At 61.1% G+C, this 17,143-nt stretch carries 19 protein-coding genes and 1 pseudogene; 6 read left to right on the top strand and 14 right to left on the bottom strand.

From position 1 onward, the window contains the following. Window positions 1-10: 10 nt before the first annotated feature. The 4 genes from ACIP02_RS10490 to yghU all read right to left on the bottom strand — a co-directional run bounded on the left by ACIP02_RS10490 (window position 11) and on the right by yghU (window position 4,622). Window positions 11-928 (bottom strand): pyridoxal-phosphate dependent enzyme, encoded by a 918-nt coding sequence (locus ACIP02_RS10490; protein WP_400615960.1) that lies wholly within the window; start codon window positions 926-928, stop codon window positions 11-13. Further along, a complete protein-coding gene (locus ACIP02_RS10485) occupies window positions 925-1,599 on the bottom strand; it encodes a transcriptional regulator (protein ID WP_400615958.1) in 675 nt (224 codons plus the stop codon). The genes ACIP02_RS10490 and ACIP02_RS10485 overlap by 4 nt, the downstream gene beginning before the upstream one ends. Before the next feature lie 185 nt (window positions 1,600-1,784). Beyond that, entirely contained in the window at window positions 1,785-3,488 is a 1,704-nt protein-coding gene (locus ACIP02_RS10480) for an amidase (RefSeq protein WP_400615955.1), read from the bottom strand. Window positions 3,489-3,782: 294 nt separating this feature from the next. Beyond that, window positions 3,783-4,622, bottom strand: coding sequence for a glutathione-dependent disulfide-bond oxidoreductase (gene yghU, locus ACIP02_RS10475; protein WP_400615952.1), 840 nt, complete (start codon window positions 4,620-4,622; stop codon window positions 3,783-3,785). 200 nt (window positions 4,623-4,822) lie between these two features. Between yghU and ACIP02_RS10470 the strand changes: the two genes are divergently transcribed. Next, window positions 4,823-5,860 carry an alpha/beta hydrolase family protein gene (locus ACIP02_RS10470; protein ID WP_400615949.1) on the top strand — a complete coding sequence of 346 codons (1,038 nt, stop codon included), beginning with the start codon at window positions 4,823-4,825 and terminating at the stop codon, window positions 5,858-5,860. Here the strand turns inward: ACIP02_RS10470 and ACIP02_RS10465 are convergent. From ACIP02_RS10465 to ACIP02_RS10455, 3 genes and pseudogenes are all read right to left on the bottom strand, one after another. Next, on the bottom strand, window positions 5,831-7,024 hold the full coding sequence (locus tag ACIP02_RS10465) for an MFS transporter (RefSeq protein WP_400615947.1): 1,194 nt from the start codon (window positions 7,022-7,024) through the stop codon (window positions 5,831-5,833). The two genes, ACIP02_RS10470 and ACIP02_RS10465, sit on opposite strands and share 30 nt — an antisense overlap. 249 nt (window positions 7,025-7,273) lie before the next feature. Next, entirely contained in the window at window positions 7,274-8,860 is a 1,587-nt protein-coding gene (locus ACIP02_RS10460; protein WP_400615944.1) for an ABC-F family ATPase, read from the bottom strand. 35 nt (window positions 8,861-8,895) lie between these two features. Then, window positions 8,896-9,180 (bottom strand): annotated as a pseudogene (locus tag ACIP02_RS10455) (site-specific integrase); the annotation flags it as partial. A gap of 297 nt (window positions 9,181-9,477) precedes the next feature. Between ACIP02_RS10455 and ACIP02_RS10450 the strand changes: the two are divergent. Both ACIP02_RS10450 and ACIP02_RS10445 read left to right on the top strand, forming a co-directional pair. After that, on the top strand, window positions 9,478-9,687 hold the full coding sequence (locus tag ACIP02_RS10450) for a hypothetical protein (RefSeq protein WP_400615941.1): 210 nt from the start codon (window positions 9,478-9,480) through the stop codon (window positions 9,685-9,687). A 160-nt stretch (window positions 9,688-9,847) separates the two neighbouring features. Continuing rightward, on the top strand, window positions 9,848-10,147 hold the full coding sequence (locus tag ACIP02_RS10445; RefSeq protein ID WP_400615939.1) for a hypothetical protein: 300 nt from the start codon (window positions 9,848-9,850) through the stop codon (window positions 10,145-10,147). A gap of 205 nt (window positions 10,148-10,352) precedes the next feature. On the opposite strand, the gene ACIP02_RS10440 is transcribed toward ACIP02_RS10445, so the two are convergent. From ACIP02_RS10440 to ACIP02_RS10430, 3 genes are read right to left on the bottom strand one after another with little or no spacing between them, the layout of a single operon-like run. Next, the gene (locus ACIP02_RS10440) at window positions 10,353-10,823 is read right to left on the bottom strand and encodes an arsenate reductase ArsC (RefSeq protein ID WP_400615937.1); all 471 of its coding nucleotides are present in this window, start codon (window positions 10,821-10,823) and stop codon (window positions 10,353-10,355) included. A gap of 27 nt (window positions 10,824-10,850) precedes the next feature. Beyond that, the gene (locus ACIP02_RS10435; RefSeq protein WP_400615935.1) at window positions 10,851-12,134 is read right to left on the bottom strand and encodes an arsenic transporter; all 1,284 of its coding nucleotides are present in this window, start codon (window positions 12,132-12,134) and stop codon (window positions 10,851-10,853) included. A gap of 21 nt (window positions 12,135-12,155) precedes the next feature. After that, window positions 12,156-12,503, bottom strand: coding sequence for a metalloregulator ArsR/SmtB family transcription factor (locus ACIP02_RS10430; RefSeq protein ID WP_400615933.1), 348 nt, complete (start codon window positions 12,501-12,503; stop codon window positions 12,156-12,158). Window positions 12,504-12,724: 221 nt separating this feature from the next. Between ACIP02_RS10430 and ACIP02_RS10425 the strand changes: the two genes are divergently transcribed. Then, window positions 12,725-12,952 (top strand): hypothetical protein, encoded by a 228-nt coding sequence (locus ACIP02_RS10425; RefSeq protein WP_400615930.1) that lies wholly within the window; start codon window positions 12,725-12,727, stop codon window positions 12,950-12,952. 779 nt (window positions 12,953-13,731) lie between these two features. Here ACIP02_RS10425 and ACIP02_RS10420 read toward each other — a convergent pair. After that, the gene (locus ACIP02_RS10420; protein ID WP_400615928.1) at window positions 13,732-14,061 is read right to left on the bottom strand and encodes a hypothetical protein; all 330 of its coding nucleotides are present in this window, start codon (window positions 14,059-14,061) and stop codon (window positions 13,732-13,734) included. A 1,019-nt stretch (window positions 14,062-15,080) separates the two neighbouring features. On the opposite strand from ACIP02_RS10420, the gene ACIP02_RS10415 reads away from it, so the two are divergent. Together ACIP02_RS10415 and ACIP02_RS10410 are read left to right on the top strand one after the other, a co-directional pair. Then, window positions 15,081-15,449 carry a hypothetical protein gene (locus ACIP02_RS10415; protein WP_400615926.1) on the top strand — a complete coding sequence of 123 codons (369 nt, stop codon included), beginning with the start codon at window positions 15,081-15,083 and terminating at the stop codon, window positions 15,447-15,449. Window positions 15,450-15,601: 152 nt separating this feature from the next. Further along, on the top strand, window positions 15,602-15,910 hold the full coding sequence (locus ACIP02_RS10410) for a hypothetical protein (RefSeq protein WP_400616432.1): 309 nt from the start codon (window positions 15,602-15,604) through the stop codon (window positions 15,908-15,910). Here ACIP02_RS10410 and ACIP02_RS10405 read toward each other — a convergent pair. From ACIP02_RS10405 to ACIP02_RS10395, 3 genes are all read right to left on the bottom strand, one after another. Next, complete coding sequence (locus ACIP02_RS10405) at window positions 15,897-16,133, bottom strand: hypothetical protein (protein ID WP_400615923.1); 237 nt, start codon at window positions 16,131-16,133, stop codon at window positions 15,897-15,899. The genes ACIP02_RS10410 and ACIP02_RS10405 overlap by 14 nt on opposite strands. A 143-nt stretch (window positions 16,134-16,276) precedes the next feature. After that, on the bottom strand, window positions 16,277-16,468 hold the full coding sequence (locus ACIP02_RS10400) for a hypothetical protein (protein WP_400615921.1): 192 nt from the start codon (window positions 16,466-16,468) through the stop codon (window positions 16,277-16,279). Window positions 16,469-16,581: 113 nt separating this feature from the next. Beyond that, window positions 16,582-16,896: a hypothetical protein gene (locus ACIP02_RS10395; protein WP_400615919.1), complete on the bottom strand. Its 315-nt coding sequence runs from the start codon at window positions 16,894-16,896 to the stop codon at window positions 16,582-16,584. Between the last annotated feature and the right edge of the window lie 247 nt (window positions 16,897-17,143).

The following is a 17,143-nucleotide window of genomic DNA, read 5'->3' as shown; positions in this document are numbered from 1 at the left end:
ACAGCCAGAATCACTCGACCTGCTTCAACCAGGCCTGAATCTGTTCCAAAGTAGCGGTAGCGCCACCACAAACGACTACCAACACGTTTTGGTACCTGCCCAGTGTGTCGGCATCATAAGCCAATGCCAACGCCGCCCCACACGCCGGCTCCACCAACACACGATGATCAAGCAAAAACCGCTCGCAAGCCTCCAACGCCGCGCGGTCGCTGACCAGGTGGCTGTGCACCGGGTGCTGTTGCGTGCAGGCCAGCGCCTGTTCGGCCACCCGCTTGGCACCGAGTGAACTCGCGATCGAAGCAATGCGCGGCAACTCGACCGTGTGCCCGGCCTGCATGGCCGCGTACAGCGAGGCAGCACCCGTGGTCTCCACGGCCAGCACCGGCACATCTCCCCAGCCATTGCGCTGCAGCCCCTCGACCACACCGCTGAGCAGCCCGCCACCGCCTACTGACAGCACCACGGCATCGGGCTTGAACCCGGCCGCTGCCACTTCGTCGACCAGGCTGGCATGCCCGGCCCACAGCAACGGGTCGTCGAACGGGTGGATGAAAGCATCGCCAGCGCCGACCAGGGTCAGCGCCAGCTCGTTGGCCTCCTGCCAGGAGCTACCGTGCACCAGCACCTTGGCATCCTCCTGGCGCAGTAGCTCCTTGGCCCGTTCAGTGGTGGTCTCGGGCACGACTACGGTCACCGGTACCCCCAGCTTGCGCCCGGCATAGGCGACCGCCAGGCCGGCATTGCCCCCCGAAGACGACACGAAGTGCTTGGCGCCACGGGCCACATGTGCCTCGCAGGCGTGGCCCACACCGCGCAGCTTGAACGAGCCGCAGGGCTGCAGGGCATCGAGCTTGAGCCAGATGTTGCGACCGGCCGCCAGCGACAGTGGGCGCGATTCGATCAGGGGGGTAGGAATGTGCAAGGTCATTGGCTGGCTCCACGCAGTTGTTCGAGGTAGTTGTAGATGGTGTAGCGGGTGACGCCGAGGGCACTGGCAGCCTTCTCGACACCACCCTTGACGATGAACAGGCCACGTTCCTGCATCACCCGCACGGCTTCGACCTTGGCCTGCTTGTTCATCCGCCCCTGCCCGCAGCGTTGCAGCGAGGCCTGGATGATCTCGCTCATCAGCAATTCCATGTCGGCGGGCTCGTTGACGGCGGGCGTGGCGCCCAAGGGCTGGAACTGCTGAAGGAAGTTCATGGCAGCGTCCAGACCGGTGACATCGGTGTTGACGCACAGGCTGGCGAACGGGTGGCCGCTGCTGTCACGGAAGATGGCCGTGGCGCTGCGCAGGGTACGGCCCTTGAGCGTAGTGGGGTAGTCGGGCAGCACCACCGGCTCACAGCCGTGTTGGTCGGCCGAGGCCTGCATCAGCGCCTTGAAACCCTGGTCCTGCTCGGGTGCGGCGAGGATCGGGCTGCCGATACTGCGCCCGGAAAGATGGCCGTTGACGATCGCCACCACCGAGTGCTCGGGGTGATCGAGGTCGTGCAGGAGGATTTCCATGTTGCGCGCGGCAACGCTGCCCAAGGCCTGGATGGCGGCCTTGAGCACGGTGAGGGTGAGCTGGCGTTCTTCGATGGGGGGGATGGGCATGATGAGTCACAAAATCAACTATTTGTGTATTTTTACACATTAAGTTGAATTCGGCGATTTACTTTTTCCAGCCCCATTAGCGGGTAACCCGCTCCCACAGGTTCACCACAGGTTTTGAATACTGTGGGGTCCCTGTGGGAGCGGGTTCACCCGCGAATGGGCCGCAAAGCGGCCCCCTGGCAAACTCAGCCCAGCGCCGGCGTGCGCGGCGGGATCATGCGGCGCGAGCCGGTCGCTTCGAAGGCAGCGCCATAGCTCAGCAGCGCGTTGTCGCTATAAGCGCGCCCGGCAAAGGTCAGCCCCACCGGCATGCCGATGTCGGCCATCACGCCCATCGGCACGGTTACGGTCGGCACGCCCAGGTGACGGATCGCCAGGTTGCCGTTGGCCACCCAGATACCGTTGCTCCAGGCAATGTCTGCCGATGCCGGGTTGATGTCGGCATCCGCCGGCCCCACGTCGGCCACGGTCGGGAACAGCACGGCGTCCAGGCCCAGCTGGTCCATCCAGTCTTCCAGGTCCAGCTTGCGGGTCTGCTCCAGGCCACGCAGGCCGTCGGGCAGGGTTTCGATCTGGTCCCAGGTCTTCAGGCCGCGCTTGGCCATGTTGACGTATTCATCCATGCCGGCCGCCAGGTCGTCCTCACGGTTGGGCAGGGTGCCCGGGTCGTGCGGGAAGATCTGCGGGCCGTCGACGTCGGCCAGGCGGTTAAGCTTGGGGTCGCCGTTGGCGCGCAGGAAATCATCGAAGCCCCAGCCCGACAGTTCCCACAGCTCGTCATGCAGGAACGCCTTGCTGACGATGCCACGGTTGTACACCGTCGGCGCACCCGGGCGATCACCTTCGCAGTTGGATACCAGCGGGAAGTCCACTTCCAGCACTTCGGCGCCAGCCGCCTCCAGGGCCTGGCGGGCTTGCTGCCAGAGATCGATCACGGTAGCGCGGGTGTTGATGCGCTGACCGGTCGGGCCGCCGATGCCTGGCTTTTCGGAAGTGCCGGCTTCGCTGTCGGCATTGATGTACATGCGCGGTACGCCAAAGCGCTTGCCCTTGAGCGAGCCGGCATCCACCGCCAGGTCCAGGTACGAAGCCGGGCGCACCGTCGAGGCTGCCGGGATCGGCACCCACGGTTGCAGGCGCCACAGGTCGCCGCGCGGATCAGCGTCGTCAGCAACCACCACGTCGAGAATTTCCAGCAAGTCGGCCATGGTGCGCGCATACGGCACCACCACGTCCATGGTCGGCGTCAGCGGCCAGTTGCCACGCACCGAAATCACCCCACGCGACGGGGTGTAGGCGCACAGGCCGTTGTTGGACGCCGGGCCGCGGCCGCTGGACCAGGTTTCTTCGGCCAGGCCGAAGGCACTGAAGCTAGCTGCGGTGGCAGTGCCGGCACCGTTGGACGAGCCGGAGGCGAACGGCGCAGTCAGGTAGTCGGCGTTGTACGGGCTTTCGGCGCGGCCATACACGCCACGCTGCATCCCGCCGTTGGCCATTGGTGGCATGTTGGTCTTGCCCAGGCACACGGCACCGGCCGCGCGCAGGCGTTCGATGGTGAAGGCGTCGCGCTGGGCCACCAGGTCCTTGAAGGCCGGGCTGCCCGATGCAGCGGTCAGGCCCTTGACCAGGTAGCTGTCCTTGGCGGTGTAGGGAATACCGTCCAGCGGGCTCAGCACCTGGCCCTTGGCGCGGCGGGCGTCGGAGGCCTCGGCTTCTTTCAGCGCCTGTGGGTTGCGCACCACCACGGCGTTCAGCGCGGTGGCAGTGTCGGCGCCGTCGTAGGCGTCGATGCGTGCCAGGTAGGCCTTGACCAACTCGACCGCCGTCGTGCGGCCCGACTCGAGCGCGTCGCGCAGCTCGGCAATGGAAACCTCGGTTACCTCGATCATGCGTTCACCAAAAAAATGTGCAGGTGGGGGCTATTGCGAGGAGTGTACAAGAAGGGCATGGCGGACGCAGGTTTGCGCGGGGGCAAATGGTTTTGTGCAGGTGGGCATTGTCGGGGCCTGTACTGCTCCCTCCGCAAGGCGACGCGGTCCCCTGTAGGAGCGGCCTTGCGTCGCGATGGGCTGCAATGCAGCCCCAGGTTCTCAGCGTAAATACACAGATTGCCGGGGCTGCTTCGCAGCCCATCGCGACGCAAGGCCGCTCCTACAAGGGCTCGCGTCAGCCGGCTGAGAAGGTCAGTCCAGGTCCTGCGCGGAATGCCGCTCCGGCACCTGAGTGCCTTCATCCCCCCAGGTGCGGTTCACCCGGGTACCACGCTGCACCGCCGGGCGCAGGGCAATTTCCTCGGCCCAGCGCTGCACATGCGGGTACTCGTCCACTGCCAGAAACTCCGCCGCGCCATACAGGTTGCCGCGCACCAGCTGGCCATACCATGGCCACACGGCGATATCGGCGATACTGTATTCCTCGCCGCCCAGGTAGCGGTTTTCGGCCAAGCGGCGTTCAAGCACATCCAGCTGACGCTTGGCCTCCATGGTGAAACGGTTGATGGCGTACTCGATCTTTTCCGGCGCGTACACATAGAAGTGACCAAAGCCGCCACCCAGGTAAGGCGCCGCACCCATCTGCCAGAACAGCCAGTTCAGGCTTTCGGTGCGCGCCGCTGACGACTGGGGTAGCAAAGCGCCGAATTTGTCCGCGAGGTACAGCAGGATCGAGCCGGACTCGAACACCCGCACCGGCGGCTCGACGCTGCGGTCGAGCAAGGCGGGGATCTTCGAATTGGGGTTGATCTGCACGAAGCCGCTGGAAAACTGATCGCCTTCGCCGATGCGAATCAGCCAGGCATCGTACTCGGCACCGATATGGCCCAGGGCAAGCAACTCTTCAAGGGCGATGGTCACCTTGACGCCATTGGGCGTGGCCAGCGAATACAGTTGCAGCGGGTGCTTGCCCTGCGGCAGGTCCTTGTCGTGGGTCGGGCCGGCAACCGGGCGGTTGATGCTGGCGAACTGGCCGCCGGAGGCTGCGTCATTGCGCCAGACTTTGGGTGGCACGTAGGCGGGCTTGCTCATGCATGAAACTCCTTCAATGGCGCTAAAACGGTCACGTAAAGACGTTGACCTGCATCTATGCCACGGGTTCGCCGTCACGCGCAAATGCATAGGGCGCACGCACACCGTGCATGACGTGGGTTTCATCCAGTTTTCATCCGGCGCACGCCGTGCCGCTCCTATGCTGGCATATCGCTTCACCCGCAAGGAGCTGCCGGCCGATGACTATCCCCCGTTGCGTGTTGGCGTTGGCCCTGCTCGGCGGCCTGCTGGGCCATGCCGAGGCTGCGCAGTGGGCAGCCGGCTTGCACCACATGACCTTGCCCGACCCGGTCGATAGCCGGCCCATGCAGGCACTGGCCTTCTACCCTGCGCTCGGCCAGGCCCGCAGTACCCGTATCGACGGTTACCCGATCGAGGTAGCCGAAGAAGCCCCCATTGCCACGGGCCGGTTCCCGCTGCTCGTGCTGTCGCATGGCAATACTGGCAGCCCATTGGCCCTGCATTACCTGGCCACCTCGCTGGCGCGCCAAGGGTTCGTGGTGGTGGCGGTGGTGCACCCCGGGGACAATGCCCGCGACCACAGCCGCCTCGGCACCTTGAGCAACCTTTATGGCCGGCCGCTGCAAGTCAGTGCCGCGATCACTGCGGCCCGCGGCGATGGCTTGGTGGGGCCTTACCTGAATGACGGCAAGGTGGGTGTAATCGGCTATTCAGCGGGGGGGGAAACCGCGTTGATCCTGTCCGGCGCGCGCCCCGACCTCGACCGCCTGCGCCAGTACTGCCTGGAGCGCCCGAACGACGCCGACGCCTGCAAGACCCACGGCATACTGATTGCCGACCGCAGCGAACTGGCGCCCGAAGCCGACCCGCGCGTGGGTGCAACCATGTTGATGGCACCGCTGAGCCTGCTGTTCGGCCGCCATGCCCTGGCCGGGGTGCGAGTGCCAGTACTGATCTACAGCGGCGACAGCGACCAACTGGTGGCTGTTGACCGCAATGCCGAAGCCTTGGCCCGCAAGCTGCCGGTCACACCAGACTATCGACTGTTGGCAGGTGCCGGGCATTTCGTGTTCATGGCTCACTGCGATGCCGAGCAGTACGTGCGGATGCCGGCGCTGTGCAAGGACGCCGACGGTGTCGACCGCCGGCATATCCACCACTCCCTGCAGCGTGAAACCGCCGCGTTTTTCAGTGAGGCGCTGGGCGCGCCGGAACTGGCCGCACGTTTATCTGCGACGGGCGCGTCGCGCCAGTAGCAGCGTCAGGCCGACACCGGCCAGCGCGAGCAGGGCGGCCACGCAGAAGATCGAGGCATAGCCCAGGTGCACGGCAACAGCCCCCATCACTGGCCCGGCAATGGCCAGCGCCAAGTCGAAGAACACCGCGTAAGCGCCCAGCCCCGCACCGCGGCTGCTGCTAGGCACCTGCTTGATCGCCTCGACACCCAATGCCGGGTACACCAGCGACAATCCGAAACCGGTCAGCCCCGCACCCACCAGTGCCCACGGCGGCGAGGGTGCCAGCCACAGCAGGCCCAGGCCGAGCACTTCGGTGGCCATGCAGGCAACCGCCACGTTGTAGCCACCAAAGCGGTTGACCGCATTGACGAACAACAGCCGCGAAATGATGAAGCACACGCCAAAGGCACTGAGGCACCAGGCCGCGCCGGCCCAGCCGCGCTCAAGGTAATACAGTGTGACAAACGTGGTCAGGGTGCCGTAGCCGATCGAGGCCAGGGTCAAGCCCAGGCCGCACGGCGCCACCCGGCCAAACGCCGACCAGAACGGTAGGCGCTCGCCGCGCACCACCACCACATCGGGGCGTTTGCGCAGCACCAGCAGGGCAACGGTTGCCAGCACCAGCAGCGCCGGCCCCAGCACGCTGAAGCCCAGCCCGTCCACGGCCAGCACACCCAGTGGCGCGCCGATGGCAATTGCGCCGTATGAGGCGATACCGTTCCATGAAATCACCCGGGCGGTGTGCTCAGGGCCGACCTGGCTGATACCCCAGCTGAGGGTTGCCACACCAATCAGCCCTTGAGCGATACCCAGCAGCAAACGGCCGCCGAGCAGCAGTGCAAGGCTGAGCAGCGGTAGGTTCAGGGTCCACGCCGACAGTAGCGTCAACACCCCGCAGCCGGCAATGCCCAGCAGGCCAAAGCGGATGGCCTGCTTGCCTCCCAAAGTGTCTGCCACCTTGCCGGCAAACGGGCGGCTGAGCAGCGTGGCCAAGTACTGCAGGCCAATCGTCACCCCAGCGATCACTGCGCCAAAGCCGAGCTGGTCGTGCACATAGCTGGGCAGCACCGCAATCGGCAGGCCGATGCAGAGGAAGGCAATGAAGGTGTAGAAGACGATCGACAGAATCTGCAGGGTGATGTGCAGGGTGTTGCTGGTGGGGGCGGGTTGTTGCGCGGTCATGGGCTCGTTCGCGGGCAGGCGGTTGGGCGTGGCCCCATCATGGCTGTTGCGCGCAGGAAATGAAAGCAGGCTAACGAATTATTCGTTGGGTAGTGCCAGCCTGTGGGATTGGTGGTGGGTTCTTCGCGGGTGAACCCGCTCCCACAGGAACTGCACAGGCCTTCGAATGTTGTGCAGTCCTTGTAGGAGCGGGTTTACCCGCGAAGAGGCCGGCCCAGCCATACCAGATGGCCAGGCCTTACCTTTCAATCAGACCAACACACCCTGGCTACGCAGGTAGTCATCGTAAGTACCGCTGAAGTCCACCACGCCGTCTGGCGACAGCTCGATGATGCGCGTGGCCAGCGACGACACGAACTCGCGGTCGTGGCTGACGAACAGCAGGGTACCTGGGTAGTTTTCCAGCGCCAGGTTCAGCGCTTCGATCGATTCCATGTCCAGGTGGTTGGTCGGCTCGTCCATCACCAGCACGTTCGGCTTCTGCAGGATCAGCTTGCCGAACAGCATGCGGCCTTGCTCACCACCGGAAATCACCTTCACCGACTTGAGGATCTCGTCGTTGGAGAACAGCATGCGCCCGAGGGTGCCGCGGATCACCTGCTCGCCGGAGGTCCACTGGCCCATCCAGTCGAACAGGCTCACGTCGTCTTCAAAGTCGTGGGCGTGGTCCTGGGCGTAGTAGCCCACCTCAGCGCTGTCGGTCCACTTCACCGAGCCGGCATCCGGGGTCATTTCGCCGACCAGGGTGCGCAGCAGGGTAGTCTTGCCGATACCGTTGGGGCCGATGATCGCCACGCGCTCGCCCGCTTCGACGGTAAGGTCGAAGTTCTTGAACAGCACTTTGTCGTCGAAGGCTTTTGCCATTTTCTCGACGACCACGGCCTGGCGGTGCAGCTTCTTGGTCTGCTCGAAGCGAATGAACGGGCTGACACGGCTGGACGGCTTGACCTCGGCCAGCTGGATCTTGTCGATCTGCTTGGCGCGCGAGGTGGCCTGCTTGGCTTTCGAGGCGTTGGCCGAGAAGCGGCTGACAAAGGTCTGCAGCTCGGCGATCTGGGCTTTCTTCTTGGCGTTGTCCGACAGCAGTTGCTCGCGCGACTGGGTGGCGGCAGTCATGTACTCGTCGTAGTTGCCCGGGAACAGGCGCAGTTCGCCGTAGTCCAGGTCAGCCATGTGGGTGCAGACGCTGTTGAGGAAGTGGCGGTCGTGGGAAATGATGATCATGGTGCTGTTACGCGCCGTGAGGATCGATTCCAGCCAGCGGATGGTGTTGATGTCCAGGTGGTTGGTTGGTTCGTCGAGCAGTAGCACGTCCGGGTCCGAGAACAGCGCCTGGGCCAGCAGCACACGCAGCTTCCAGCCTGGCGCCACTTCGCTCATCGGGCCGAAGTGCTGTTCCAGCGGAATACCCAGGCCCAGCAGCAGTTCGCCAGCGCGGGATTCGGCAGTGTAGCCGTCCATTTCGGCGAATTCGGTTTCCAGCTCGGCGACGGCCATGCCGTCTTCCTCGGTCATTTCCGGCAGCGAGTAGATACGGTCACGCTCGGCCTTGACCTTCCACAGCTGGCCGTGGCCCATGATCACCGTGTCGATCACGGTGAATTCCTCGTAGGCGAACTGGTCCTGGCGCAGTTTACCCAGGCGGGTGTTCGGCTCGAGCATGACCTGGCCGCCAGACGGCTCAAGGTCACCGCCGAGGATTTTCATGAAGGTCGACTTGCCGCAGCCATTGGCGCCGATCAGGCCGTAGCGGTTGCCGTTGTTGAATTTGACGGAAACGTTTTCGAACAGCGGCTTGGAGCCGAACTGCATGGTGATGTTAGCGGTGGAGATCAAAGGGCTTACCTATCAATAACTTACGATGTGCTTTTTCAGCCTGGGACCAATTTGGGACCAATCTGGAGCTTTTCGAGCTCCTGCCAATCCGAGGCCGAGTTGACCCAACGTGCATACGTCGACAGAAGCATCTGCACGCTATGCCCGAGCTGTTGGGCTATAAATGCGGGGTTGAGGCCAGACATTAAGCATATTGTCGCATAGGTGTGACGGCAGTTATATGGGGGGCGGTACCGGATCCCCAGCGCCTTGAGGATCGGACGCCACTGGTGATGCAGGTCCGAGGTCTGTTTGACGTGCTCCCCATTCTTTCCTGGCGGGAGACGAACGGCGTTGGGTTTCGTGCGGGACTCCTCCGTGCTTTGAGCCGATTGCAGTAGATGGCGTCTGGGTGCGTAGCTCGGAAGATGTGCCGGCCCACGTCGTCGCCGTATCGGCCCTCCAAGGCTCGCGGAGCAGAATCGGGCGTTCCTTTGCTTGAGACATAGCTTCGCCTCGCCGCCATTCGGCGGACAATTTGTGATTAAGGGGATAGGAGGGAGCTTAGGCAGGTCCACAGGGCAGAGGCCACCTCGACGTGGCCCCCACCTTGCTGTGCGAAGTTGGAAGGTAGAACGATGCCGGAAAGTGAAAAAAGATACCGCGCGTACAAGTTACTGCGAGAACTCGACACGCTGACCTCGGACACCATGAATCAAGTTGCCTATGGCCGACTTGGCGGGCCTGACTGGAAGGCGACCTGCGATGCACACCGTGCAGCGTTTGAGCAGTGGATCGAATTCGCCGAGTCACTTTCGAATCGAAGCGAGGCGAATGAAGGAAAATAGAGCGCTATCGGCGAAAACTTATACATGGCGTCGATTTCTGTATAAGGCTCAAATGGCCAGTTGTCGCTTCGGTTAGGTTTTTTGATCTACGGCACTTGAAAGTTAATTTGCGGGTCGTACATTCCACCCTCTATGGATAAAGAATCTTGGAGGAGGGGTCATGCGAGTTCGTGGAAATGTGTTCTGGGATTGGGCAGACCCACAACTTCACCACCGCGCCCATGACGAAACACTGGACGACGGCACGCACATTGATGTTCAGGTCAGGCTTTCTCGGACAGGCCAAACGCAGCTGTTCATAGGGGTGTACGCCCCTCAGGGCATGGCGCTGCACGAAGAAGCATTCGATTCACGACCCGGCGAATCGATGACCCGGGCCCTGGCCTGGGGTGTTGGCCGGGCGCGCCGGATAGCCACTGAAGGCGTGCCCGCCGCCATACCCACAGCGTCTGTAGGGTAGACTTGCCGTTCACTCTGGCTGGCTCAGGGTCGGAGACTGAGCCAGCCCCTGTCCGCCGCTATATCGCGGCAGTAAATAGACGGAAGAGGGGTTACCGCTGGATCGAGTAGTTTTGTACTTCAATGCACATGCCTGCCTCAGATTGAGCGCTGATTTACTCCAGCGGCCCAATACCCACAGCTGGTTGGGACAAGTTTCCTGCTGCTCAGAGAGCGCCGATGCGATCCAGCTCGCGTTTGAGTTCGTCGCGGCCAAGGGTGTCGAAGGGAAGAGCGAAGAACGCCCGGCAGCGTAACTCGATGTGGGCCAGCGTGGCGCAGAATGCAGCGTCGACCGGCGCCTGGCCAGCCACGACATCGGACGGATCCTCTAGCCCCCAGTGCGATTTCAATGCCGGGCCGAAATACACCGGGCACGCTTCCCCGGCAGCCTTGTTGCAAACGGTAATGACGATATCCGGAGGGCACCCCTCGAACGCGTCATTGCCCTTGCTGCTCAACCCATCGGTCGAGATGCCAGCATGCGCCAAGGTGGTCAGGCTGCGAGGCAACACTTGGCCCTTCGGAAAACTGCCGGAACTGACGGCTTCAAATCCGTGAGGCGCAAGGTGATTGAACATGGCCTCGGAAAGGATGCTGCGGCAGCTGTTGGCCGTGCACATGAACAGGACTCGCATGGAGGCTCCTCCGCTTCGTAGCGGATCTCAGAGGCTCAGGCGCAATGCCAGGGCCGAAAGGGTGATCAACAGAACTGGCAACGTCAGTAGGATGCCGACCCTGAAGTAGTACCCCCAGGTGATGCGCATGCCTTTGCGCTCGAGCACGTGCAGCCAGAGCAGCGTGGCGAGGCTGCCGATGGGGGTGATTTTCGGGCCGAGGTCGCAGCCGATGACGTTGGCGTAGATCATCGCCTCACGCACTAGCCCTTGCGCCTCGCTGGCCTGGATCGACAAGGCGCCGACCAGCACACTGGGCATGTTGTTCATTACCGAGGACAGCAATGCAGCAATCAACCCGGTGCCGATGGCGGCACTCCACAGCCCTTGTTGAGCAAGGCGATCCAGCAGGTGGGTCAGCATGTCGGTAAGGCCGGCATTCTTTAGTCCGTAGACCACCAGGTACATGCCAACAGAGAAGATCACTACCTGCCAGGGCGCTTCGCGCAGTACCCGGCGGGTCGAGATGCGATGCCCGCGAGCGGCGACGGCAAGGAGGATCGCCGCACAGGCTGCGGCTACCGCACTGATCGGGATACCCAGTGGTTCCAGGGCAAACAGGCCGATCAACAGCACCAGCAGCACCCCGCCACCGACATTGAAGGTCGCGCGGTCGTGAATCGCCTCGCTTGGCACTCTCAAGGCCGTGACCGTGTACCGCCTCGGGATGTCACGGCGGAAGAACAGGAATAGCACCACCAGGGTTGCGGCCACGCTGGCGAAATTGACCGGCACCATCACCGAGGCATACTCGCTGAAACCCAACCTGAAGTAGTCGGCCGAGACGATGTTCACCAGGTTGGAGACTACCAGCGGCAGGCTCGCCGTGTCAGCGATGAAGCCGGCAGCCATGACGAAGGCCAACGTCGCGGCAGGAGAGAAACGCAGCGCGAGAAGCATCGACATGACGATGGGTGTGAGGATCAGTGCCGCACCATCGTTGGCGAACAGCGCCGACACGGCAGCACCGAGCAGCACGCAGAAGGCGAACAGGCGGTAGCCGCTGCCGTTTGCACAGCGCGCCACATGCAACGCGGCCCATTCGAAGAAACCGGCCTCGTCCAGCAGCAGACTGATGATGATGACGGCGATGAAAGTGGCGGTGGCATTCCAGACGATGGCCCACACGGTCGGGATGTCGTGCAGCGAAACGGCACCCGCCGCCAAGGCGATGAAGGCACCGAGCGTGGCACTCCATCCAACGCCGAGCCCCTTCGGCTGCCAGATGACCAGGGTGAGGGTTACAACAAAGACGGCAATTGCGACCAGCACGAAGACCTCGCTTGATAGTGGTCAGCAGCAGGCAGCGTCACGGACGGGGCGGCCGTCCATGTTTTGCAGCCGAAGCGAGTTATCTGCCAACCACTGCGAGCTAGCGTTCAAGGTCACCTGCAGCATTTCGTGCACCCAGGCGGGAAGCTCCGGGTTAAGGCGGTAGTACACCCACTGACCCTGTCGACGGTCCAACAGCACGCCATTGCTGCGCAACTGCGCGAGGTGGCGGCTTATCTTGGGTTGGCTGTCGTTCAGCGCGCACATCAGTTCGCAGACACATAGTTCACCGAGGCTTGCGATCAGCAGGGTGGCGCGAGCACGGGTCTCGTCGGATAGGCTCTTGAACACATCGGGCGGGGTAATCATGGCTGCACCAATACATATGGAAAGTCGAATATACGGATTTCCATATGTTTAATGCAAGCACACAGTGGTTGGGTGCTTTTATCCCACGGTCTTGAAAACCGTTAAGCCCACCTCGTTAGCTTTCGTTTGAAGGGGCGTCGTCAACCTCATGTCGGTCATAGTGGCAATGTGATGCCATTTGAGCTATTGGTTGTAATCCCATCCCAACGAGTTGAGTCCCGATGGACCGCGAGCCAACGAACCACGAAGTCGCAGCCGTTATCGGAATTGGTGAGGACGAGGTCGATAAGTATCGCCAGGAAGCAGTGCTCCTCGGCGACGGATCCTGGCTTGTCCACTTTTCCTACGACATGCCGAGGGAGCTTCGGCACAGCTTCACCGGCAGCTTCACGGCGATCGTCGCGGAGCCAGTCGATGCCGGTGACCTGAGGACTACAGACCACCACTGAACTTCTGATCAACCTGATAGCTCTGATCGATTCCCGCAAAGCAAAGGGCTAGGCGGCTTCTCAGAGATCGGGTCATGTTTTCGGATGAGTTCTATGTGGCATACGTGGTAGCGGAGGTTGTCCTGGTCGTTGTTGCCTTTGCCGTCGGCGTTCATCTGACAGAGCGGTAGCACCCTATCGCGGTGCTGCGAAGGTTCAGGCTGGAGCCTTATCGCCTTGTCCGCCCGCTCGTCGAGCCTTTGGCACTTCATACCAAGCCGGATTTCCCAATCGTATGCGCAGATATCCTGCGCCTCACATGGGAAAACTGTCATGGCGATCGACCACAATGGCCCAGACGCTGCGTACCCAGGACCCGATGAAGGAGCACCGGATAAAGGACACGCTCATGGGGCTGGTTTGGAAGAAACGGCTTCGGAGCCTAAGCAGGGCGTCGGCGAGGCATGGTCAGAAAAGCGGCCTGAGGATTGGAATCCTCCTCCTGGCAACCCAGGCTCCGACCAAGACTCACAAGTTCCACGGGATAACGGCTCTGCTCGTACCGAGGAGGCTGGAGCACCTGATCCTACAGAGACCGGTGGTGAGGTCCCGCTGGAATCGGACGACGATGCTCCGATCGAGGAAGAGATGAAAGATGTGGATGCCAACAACTCGGTGTCCAGTGAGCATCCCGAACCTCGGTGACTTTTCTTTCTTGCCGACCGGCCGGGCGGTCCTGGCTCCGATGAGGATCTACTAATGAACGCAGAGGGCGGAGGTGGCCGCCCTCTGCCATTGTTCTAGACCTTGTATTGAATGGTGTAGGACGCATCGGTTCTTGGTTCAATGGAGATAGGAATGCCGAAAAGCTTCCCTCGACAATCACTGACAATGCAGCGATATATCGTTCCCTGCCGGAGCTGGGCCCACAAGCCTTCGTCATGTATCGCTATGCGCAACACATGGTTGTTCGGATCGTCTCTTACCTGAGCCACGTGGTGGTCCAGGTCGCACCCGAATTCAGCATTGGTTAGCTCTGGATCGTAGCCGATCAGCACGCCGTGCCTTTTCAGGTCATCTCTAATACGCTCAATCACGTCGTCCGCTTCTTGTTTTAGCATGATCGTCATCTCGCGGTGCTTGTACTCATCTGAATACTAGCCGACCTTGATGATTTCCGTTGTGTATCGACGTAAACGTCCGGCAGGCGGTCATCGTTTCGCTGCGGTGGTATCCTGCACTGCTTACCAGGCAAGGAAAGCGGTAATGAGATTGCGGGAAAGGCATAGGGCATTACAGGTGTGGTTAACGCCAAGGCGGCGGCGCCGCACGGGGCTAACGCTGATCGTCGCCTGGATCACTGCGACGTTAATCTGGCCAGGCTCCAACTGGGCCTGGCTAGGTGGGCCTGGCATGTACATGCTGTTCAGCGCTTGGCCGGCCGAGCTTCACGACAAGCGCTGACGCGCTGGCAGCAGAATTTCGTAAATAGGATGCCCCCAAAGCCCGACGCGCTGTTGGTTTTTTATTATTGTTCGGCAGGGCCATTATTCAAGATGTACCGATTGTTGCGAATCACCAAAAAGAAACGCTCCAGAATTATACGGAAGTGGTTTGTCTACTTCGCTATTGCCGGGTTTGCGGGCAATTACAACCGGCTGCTCGAACAGGTGTCTCTCGGTAAGCCCTGGCACTTGATCAAGGGGGTGGCGGCTTACCTTTTGGCTTCCTGATACTCGCCAGGCGGAAGGCGCAAGACTGCACAGTGGCTAACCTGTCGACAACCACGCCAAGGTAAAACTGGAACAGTAATTGCTGTGATCCGGAGACATTGACCCTGCGGAGTACGCAAAAATGACTCAGGATGACCGCTACTACATGATTTTCAGCGTGGTTGCCGTGCTGACACTGGATTTGGCAGCCACCTTCGTGTTCCTCAATTTCATCGGCTGACCCCGGTTGTGGGGCAAGGCCTACGCGGCATCGGGGCAACTGCCAGTGCGTCAGAAATACGGCATTAACGGCATATAGCAAACTAAACTAATGTCCGTTTGTCATTGGGCAGTAACATAGGCCAATGACAACCAGAAAGGGCATGTTACCTGGCACTATTTAACCTGTTTTCCAGGGGGCAGCAGGAGCGTGTCGCGTGAAAAGCTCAAGGTCGCTAGCAGGCGCAATACTGGTGTCAGGGTTTGCCTCTTTGTTCTTGGCAGGTTGTGCACATGACCCCGACGTGCGTGACAGCCATGACGCTACCTCCGGTACTACCGCGAAAAGCCCACCCGCCTATCTGGGGTGTGTCAAAGGCGAACTGCAAGGCACTGTTAAAACCTACGAAGTCGCGGGTGACAACTCGGTCAAGCTGTTCATCGAAAGTACCGACCCCGACAAGGCAGATGGGCTTGTCGAATTACGGGGCACGGGTACCCAGCATCAGTTCACGGCCTATCAACGGGATGCCTGGTATGACCATGGCAGGCTGCTGGATGCCGCACTGATGTGCTCAAAAGCATGATTATCTAACCCCGGACCACAAAAGGCCCGCCGTCGAGAGCGGGCTTTGTGTTCGGGCGGCGAACCGAATTTTGCATTTGCCGGCCTCGCCCGCAATAATCCGCGCATTTGGATGGAGAACAGCGGGTGGAAGCAAGAAGCGTTGTCGCCGAAATGTTTATCGGGATCCCGACGCATTTCTGGGTATTGCCGGTTGCCGGGTTGGTGGCCTATTACGGCCTGAAGTGGTCTGCCAGGCTCAGTCACCGCGCAACGTTGCTGCAAGCCTCGACGAACCTGTTGCTGCTGGCATTGGCTGTGTTGCCCAACGGTATTCATGCCTTGTTCCCGCCGGCGCCCGACCCGGACGTGTTACTGAATCACGCGCCGCTGCCCAACTATGTCGGTCGCTTTTATCTGGATGCGTTTTACGTTTTCACTGGCTGGGCGTTGAGCAAAGTGGTGAAGCTCAAGTTCCGCTGAACCCGCGCGATGGAACGGTAATATCGTCAATTCGCGCAGCGACAATACGCAACTCGTCCGCTACCCCATCAATGGATTTGATGTGCGCCGCCACATCGATATCGCCCTGCGAGCTGCCGCGCGCTTCCATGAACCTGGCGTGGCCGCTCATAGCCTCGCTGAGCTGATCCAGGTGGTCGGCCGTTCTGACCAGGTCTGACTTTATGGTGTGGAGCGTTTCCATGGCGGTGGGGCCTTCCTTGTCTGTTGCTGCTGCGAGCTTGTGAGCATCGCTGCTTGGGCGGCTGGAACGCAACAGATTTGTGGAGGGCGAATTATTGCCCAGGCTCCGAAGAGCCAGGGTGATCACCGTTGAGGGCGAAGATTTCAGTCTTTCTCGTGCACCCGCAGAACGGAACCCATGGCATCCGTTTCCAGCAACTTGTAACCGTCTGCATGCAGTTCGGCTAGCGCCACATCGGCGGTGCGACAGATCCTTGTGGCTTTTTCGTTATCCGTGAGTGTAACGAGCTTACCATTGCAATAGAACATCCGCTGAGTGACAGCTGTCTTTTTCATGTTGTGTATCCCCTTGACGAGTAGTGGTGTAAGGCCATAGGCATTTACACTTTCCCAGTCTCGAGCCGTTCGGGCTACTGGCAGAAATATCAGGTGCGTCTCTCCAATGCCGCTCAGGCCTCATCCAGCAACCGTTCGGGGTTGAAAAAGAACGAAGCCACCATCACAGCCGTGATCACGCCGCATGCATCGGCAATGAACAACAGCAGCGCGCTGGTATCACCAGGCGCCAGGTGCTTGCCCAAGGCGAAGTCCACACCATGAGGCAACGCGGCGATAAACAGCAGCGCGGCGGCCAGCATGCCCGAAAGCAGCTTCAGGTAGGCCCTGCCGAACGCCAGGCTGAAGGCCCAGAACACGAAAATGCAGAGCACGGCCAAGCCGGTTGCGGTTGCGTATTGGGCGAGTAGTTCCAACCACCAGAGCATGGGATCCTCCTGAGCAAAGCGTGCACTGATCGGTGTAAGTGAGTGGGGCAAGCCGCCTGTTGTCACGGCCTGTTGCTCATCAGAAGCAGGGCAGATTGGATTCGTTCCCTGAGTGCTAGCAAATAATTAACGTCGAACTGCTGTAGTAAATTTGTCGGCTTGTCATTTGGCTGTCGGGGGGATGTCGGCGGTGTGTCAATCGCGCCAGGCACCTCCATCAAGACCTTGGTTGATTAGTCACTCGGAA

Source organism: Pseudomonas sp. NPDC089408 (genome assembly GCF_044749445.1).
Classification (GTDB): domain Bacteria; phylum Pseudomonadota; class Gammaproteobacteria; order Pseudomonadales; family Pseudomonadaceae; genus Aquipseudomonas.
The sequence above is the reverse complement of the archived record's forward strand: the minus strand, read 5'-3'. Positions and strand labels throughout refer to the sequence as shown.

Excerpts from the sequence above, each read along its gene's own strand:
- ACIP02_RS10470 (WP_400615949.1), top strand. The coding sequence starts at position 4,823 with ATGACTATCCCCCGTTGCGTGTTGGCGTTGGCCCTGCTCGGCGGCCTG.
- ACIP02_RS10425 (WP_400615930.1), top strand. The coding sequence starts at position 12,725 with ATGGACCGCGAGCCAACGAACCACGAAGTCGCAGCCGTTATCGGAATT.
- ACIP02_RS10445 (WP_400615939.1), top strand. The coding sequence starts at position 9,848 with ATGCGAGTTCGTGGAAATGTGTTCTGGGATTGGGCAGACCCACAACTT.
- ACIP02_RS10485 (WP_400615958.1), bottom strand. The coding sequence starts at position 1,599 with ATGCCCATCCCCCCCATCGAAGAACGCCAGCTCACCCTCACCGTGCTC.
- ACIP02_RS10480 (WP_400615955.1), bottom strand. The coding sequence starts at position 3,488 with ATGATCGAGGTAACCGAGGTTTCCATTGCCGAGCTGCGCGACGCGCTC.
- ACIP02_RS10395 (WP_400615919.1), bottom strand. The coding sequence starts at position 16,896 with ATGCTCTGGTGGTTGGAACTACTCGCCCAATACGCAACCGCAACCGGC.
- ACIP02_RS10420 (WP_400615928.1), bottom strand. The coding sequence starts at position 14,061 with ATGACGATCATGCTAAAACAAGAAGCGGACGACGTGATTGAGCGTATT.
- ACIP02_RS10405 (WP_400615923.1), bottom strand. The coding sequence starts at position 16,133 with ATGGAAACGCTCCACACCATAAAGTCAGACCTGGTCAGAACGGCCGAC.
- ACIP02_RS10410 (WP_400616432.1), top strand. The coding sequence starts at position 15,602 with ATGTTTATCGGGATCCCGACGCATTTCTGGGTATTGCCGGTTGCCGGG.
- yghU (WP_400615952.1), bottom strand. The coding sequence starts at position 4,622 with ATGAGCAAGCCCGCCTACGTGCCACCCAAAGTCTGGCGCAATGACGCA.
- ACIP02_RS10400 (WP_400615921.1), bottom strand. The coding sequence starts at position 16,468 with ATGAAAAAGACAGCTGTCACTCAGCGGATGTTCTATTGCAATGGTAAG.
- ACIP02_RS10430 (WP_400615933.1), bottom strand. The coding sequence starts at position 12,503 with ATGATTACCCCGCCCGATGTGTTCAAGAGCCTATCCGACGAGACCCGT.
- ACIP02_RS10465 (WP_400615947.1), bottom strand. The coding sequence starts at position 7,024 with ATGACCGCGCAACAACCCGCCCCCACCAGCAACACCCTGCACATCACC.
- ACIP02_RS10490 (WP_400615960.1), bottom strand. The coding sequence starts at position 928 with ATGACCTTGCACATTCCTACCCCCCTGATCGAATCGCGCCCACTGTCG.
- ACIP02_RS10440 (WP_400615937.1), bottom strand. The coding sequence starts at position 10,823 with ATGCGAGTCCTGTTCATGTGCACGGCCAACAGCTGCCGCAGCATCCTT.
- ACIP02_RS10450 (WP_400615941.1), top strand. The coding sequence starts at position 9,478 with ATGCCGGAAAGTGAAAAAAGATACCGCGCGTACAAGTTACTGCGAGAA.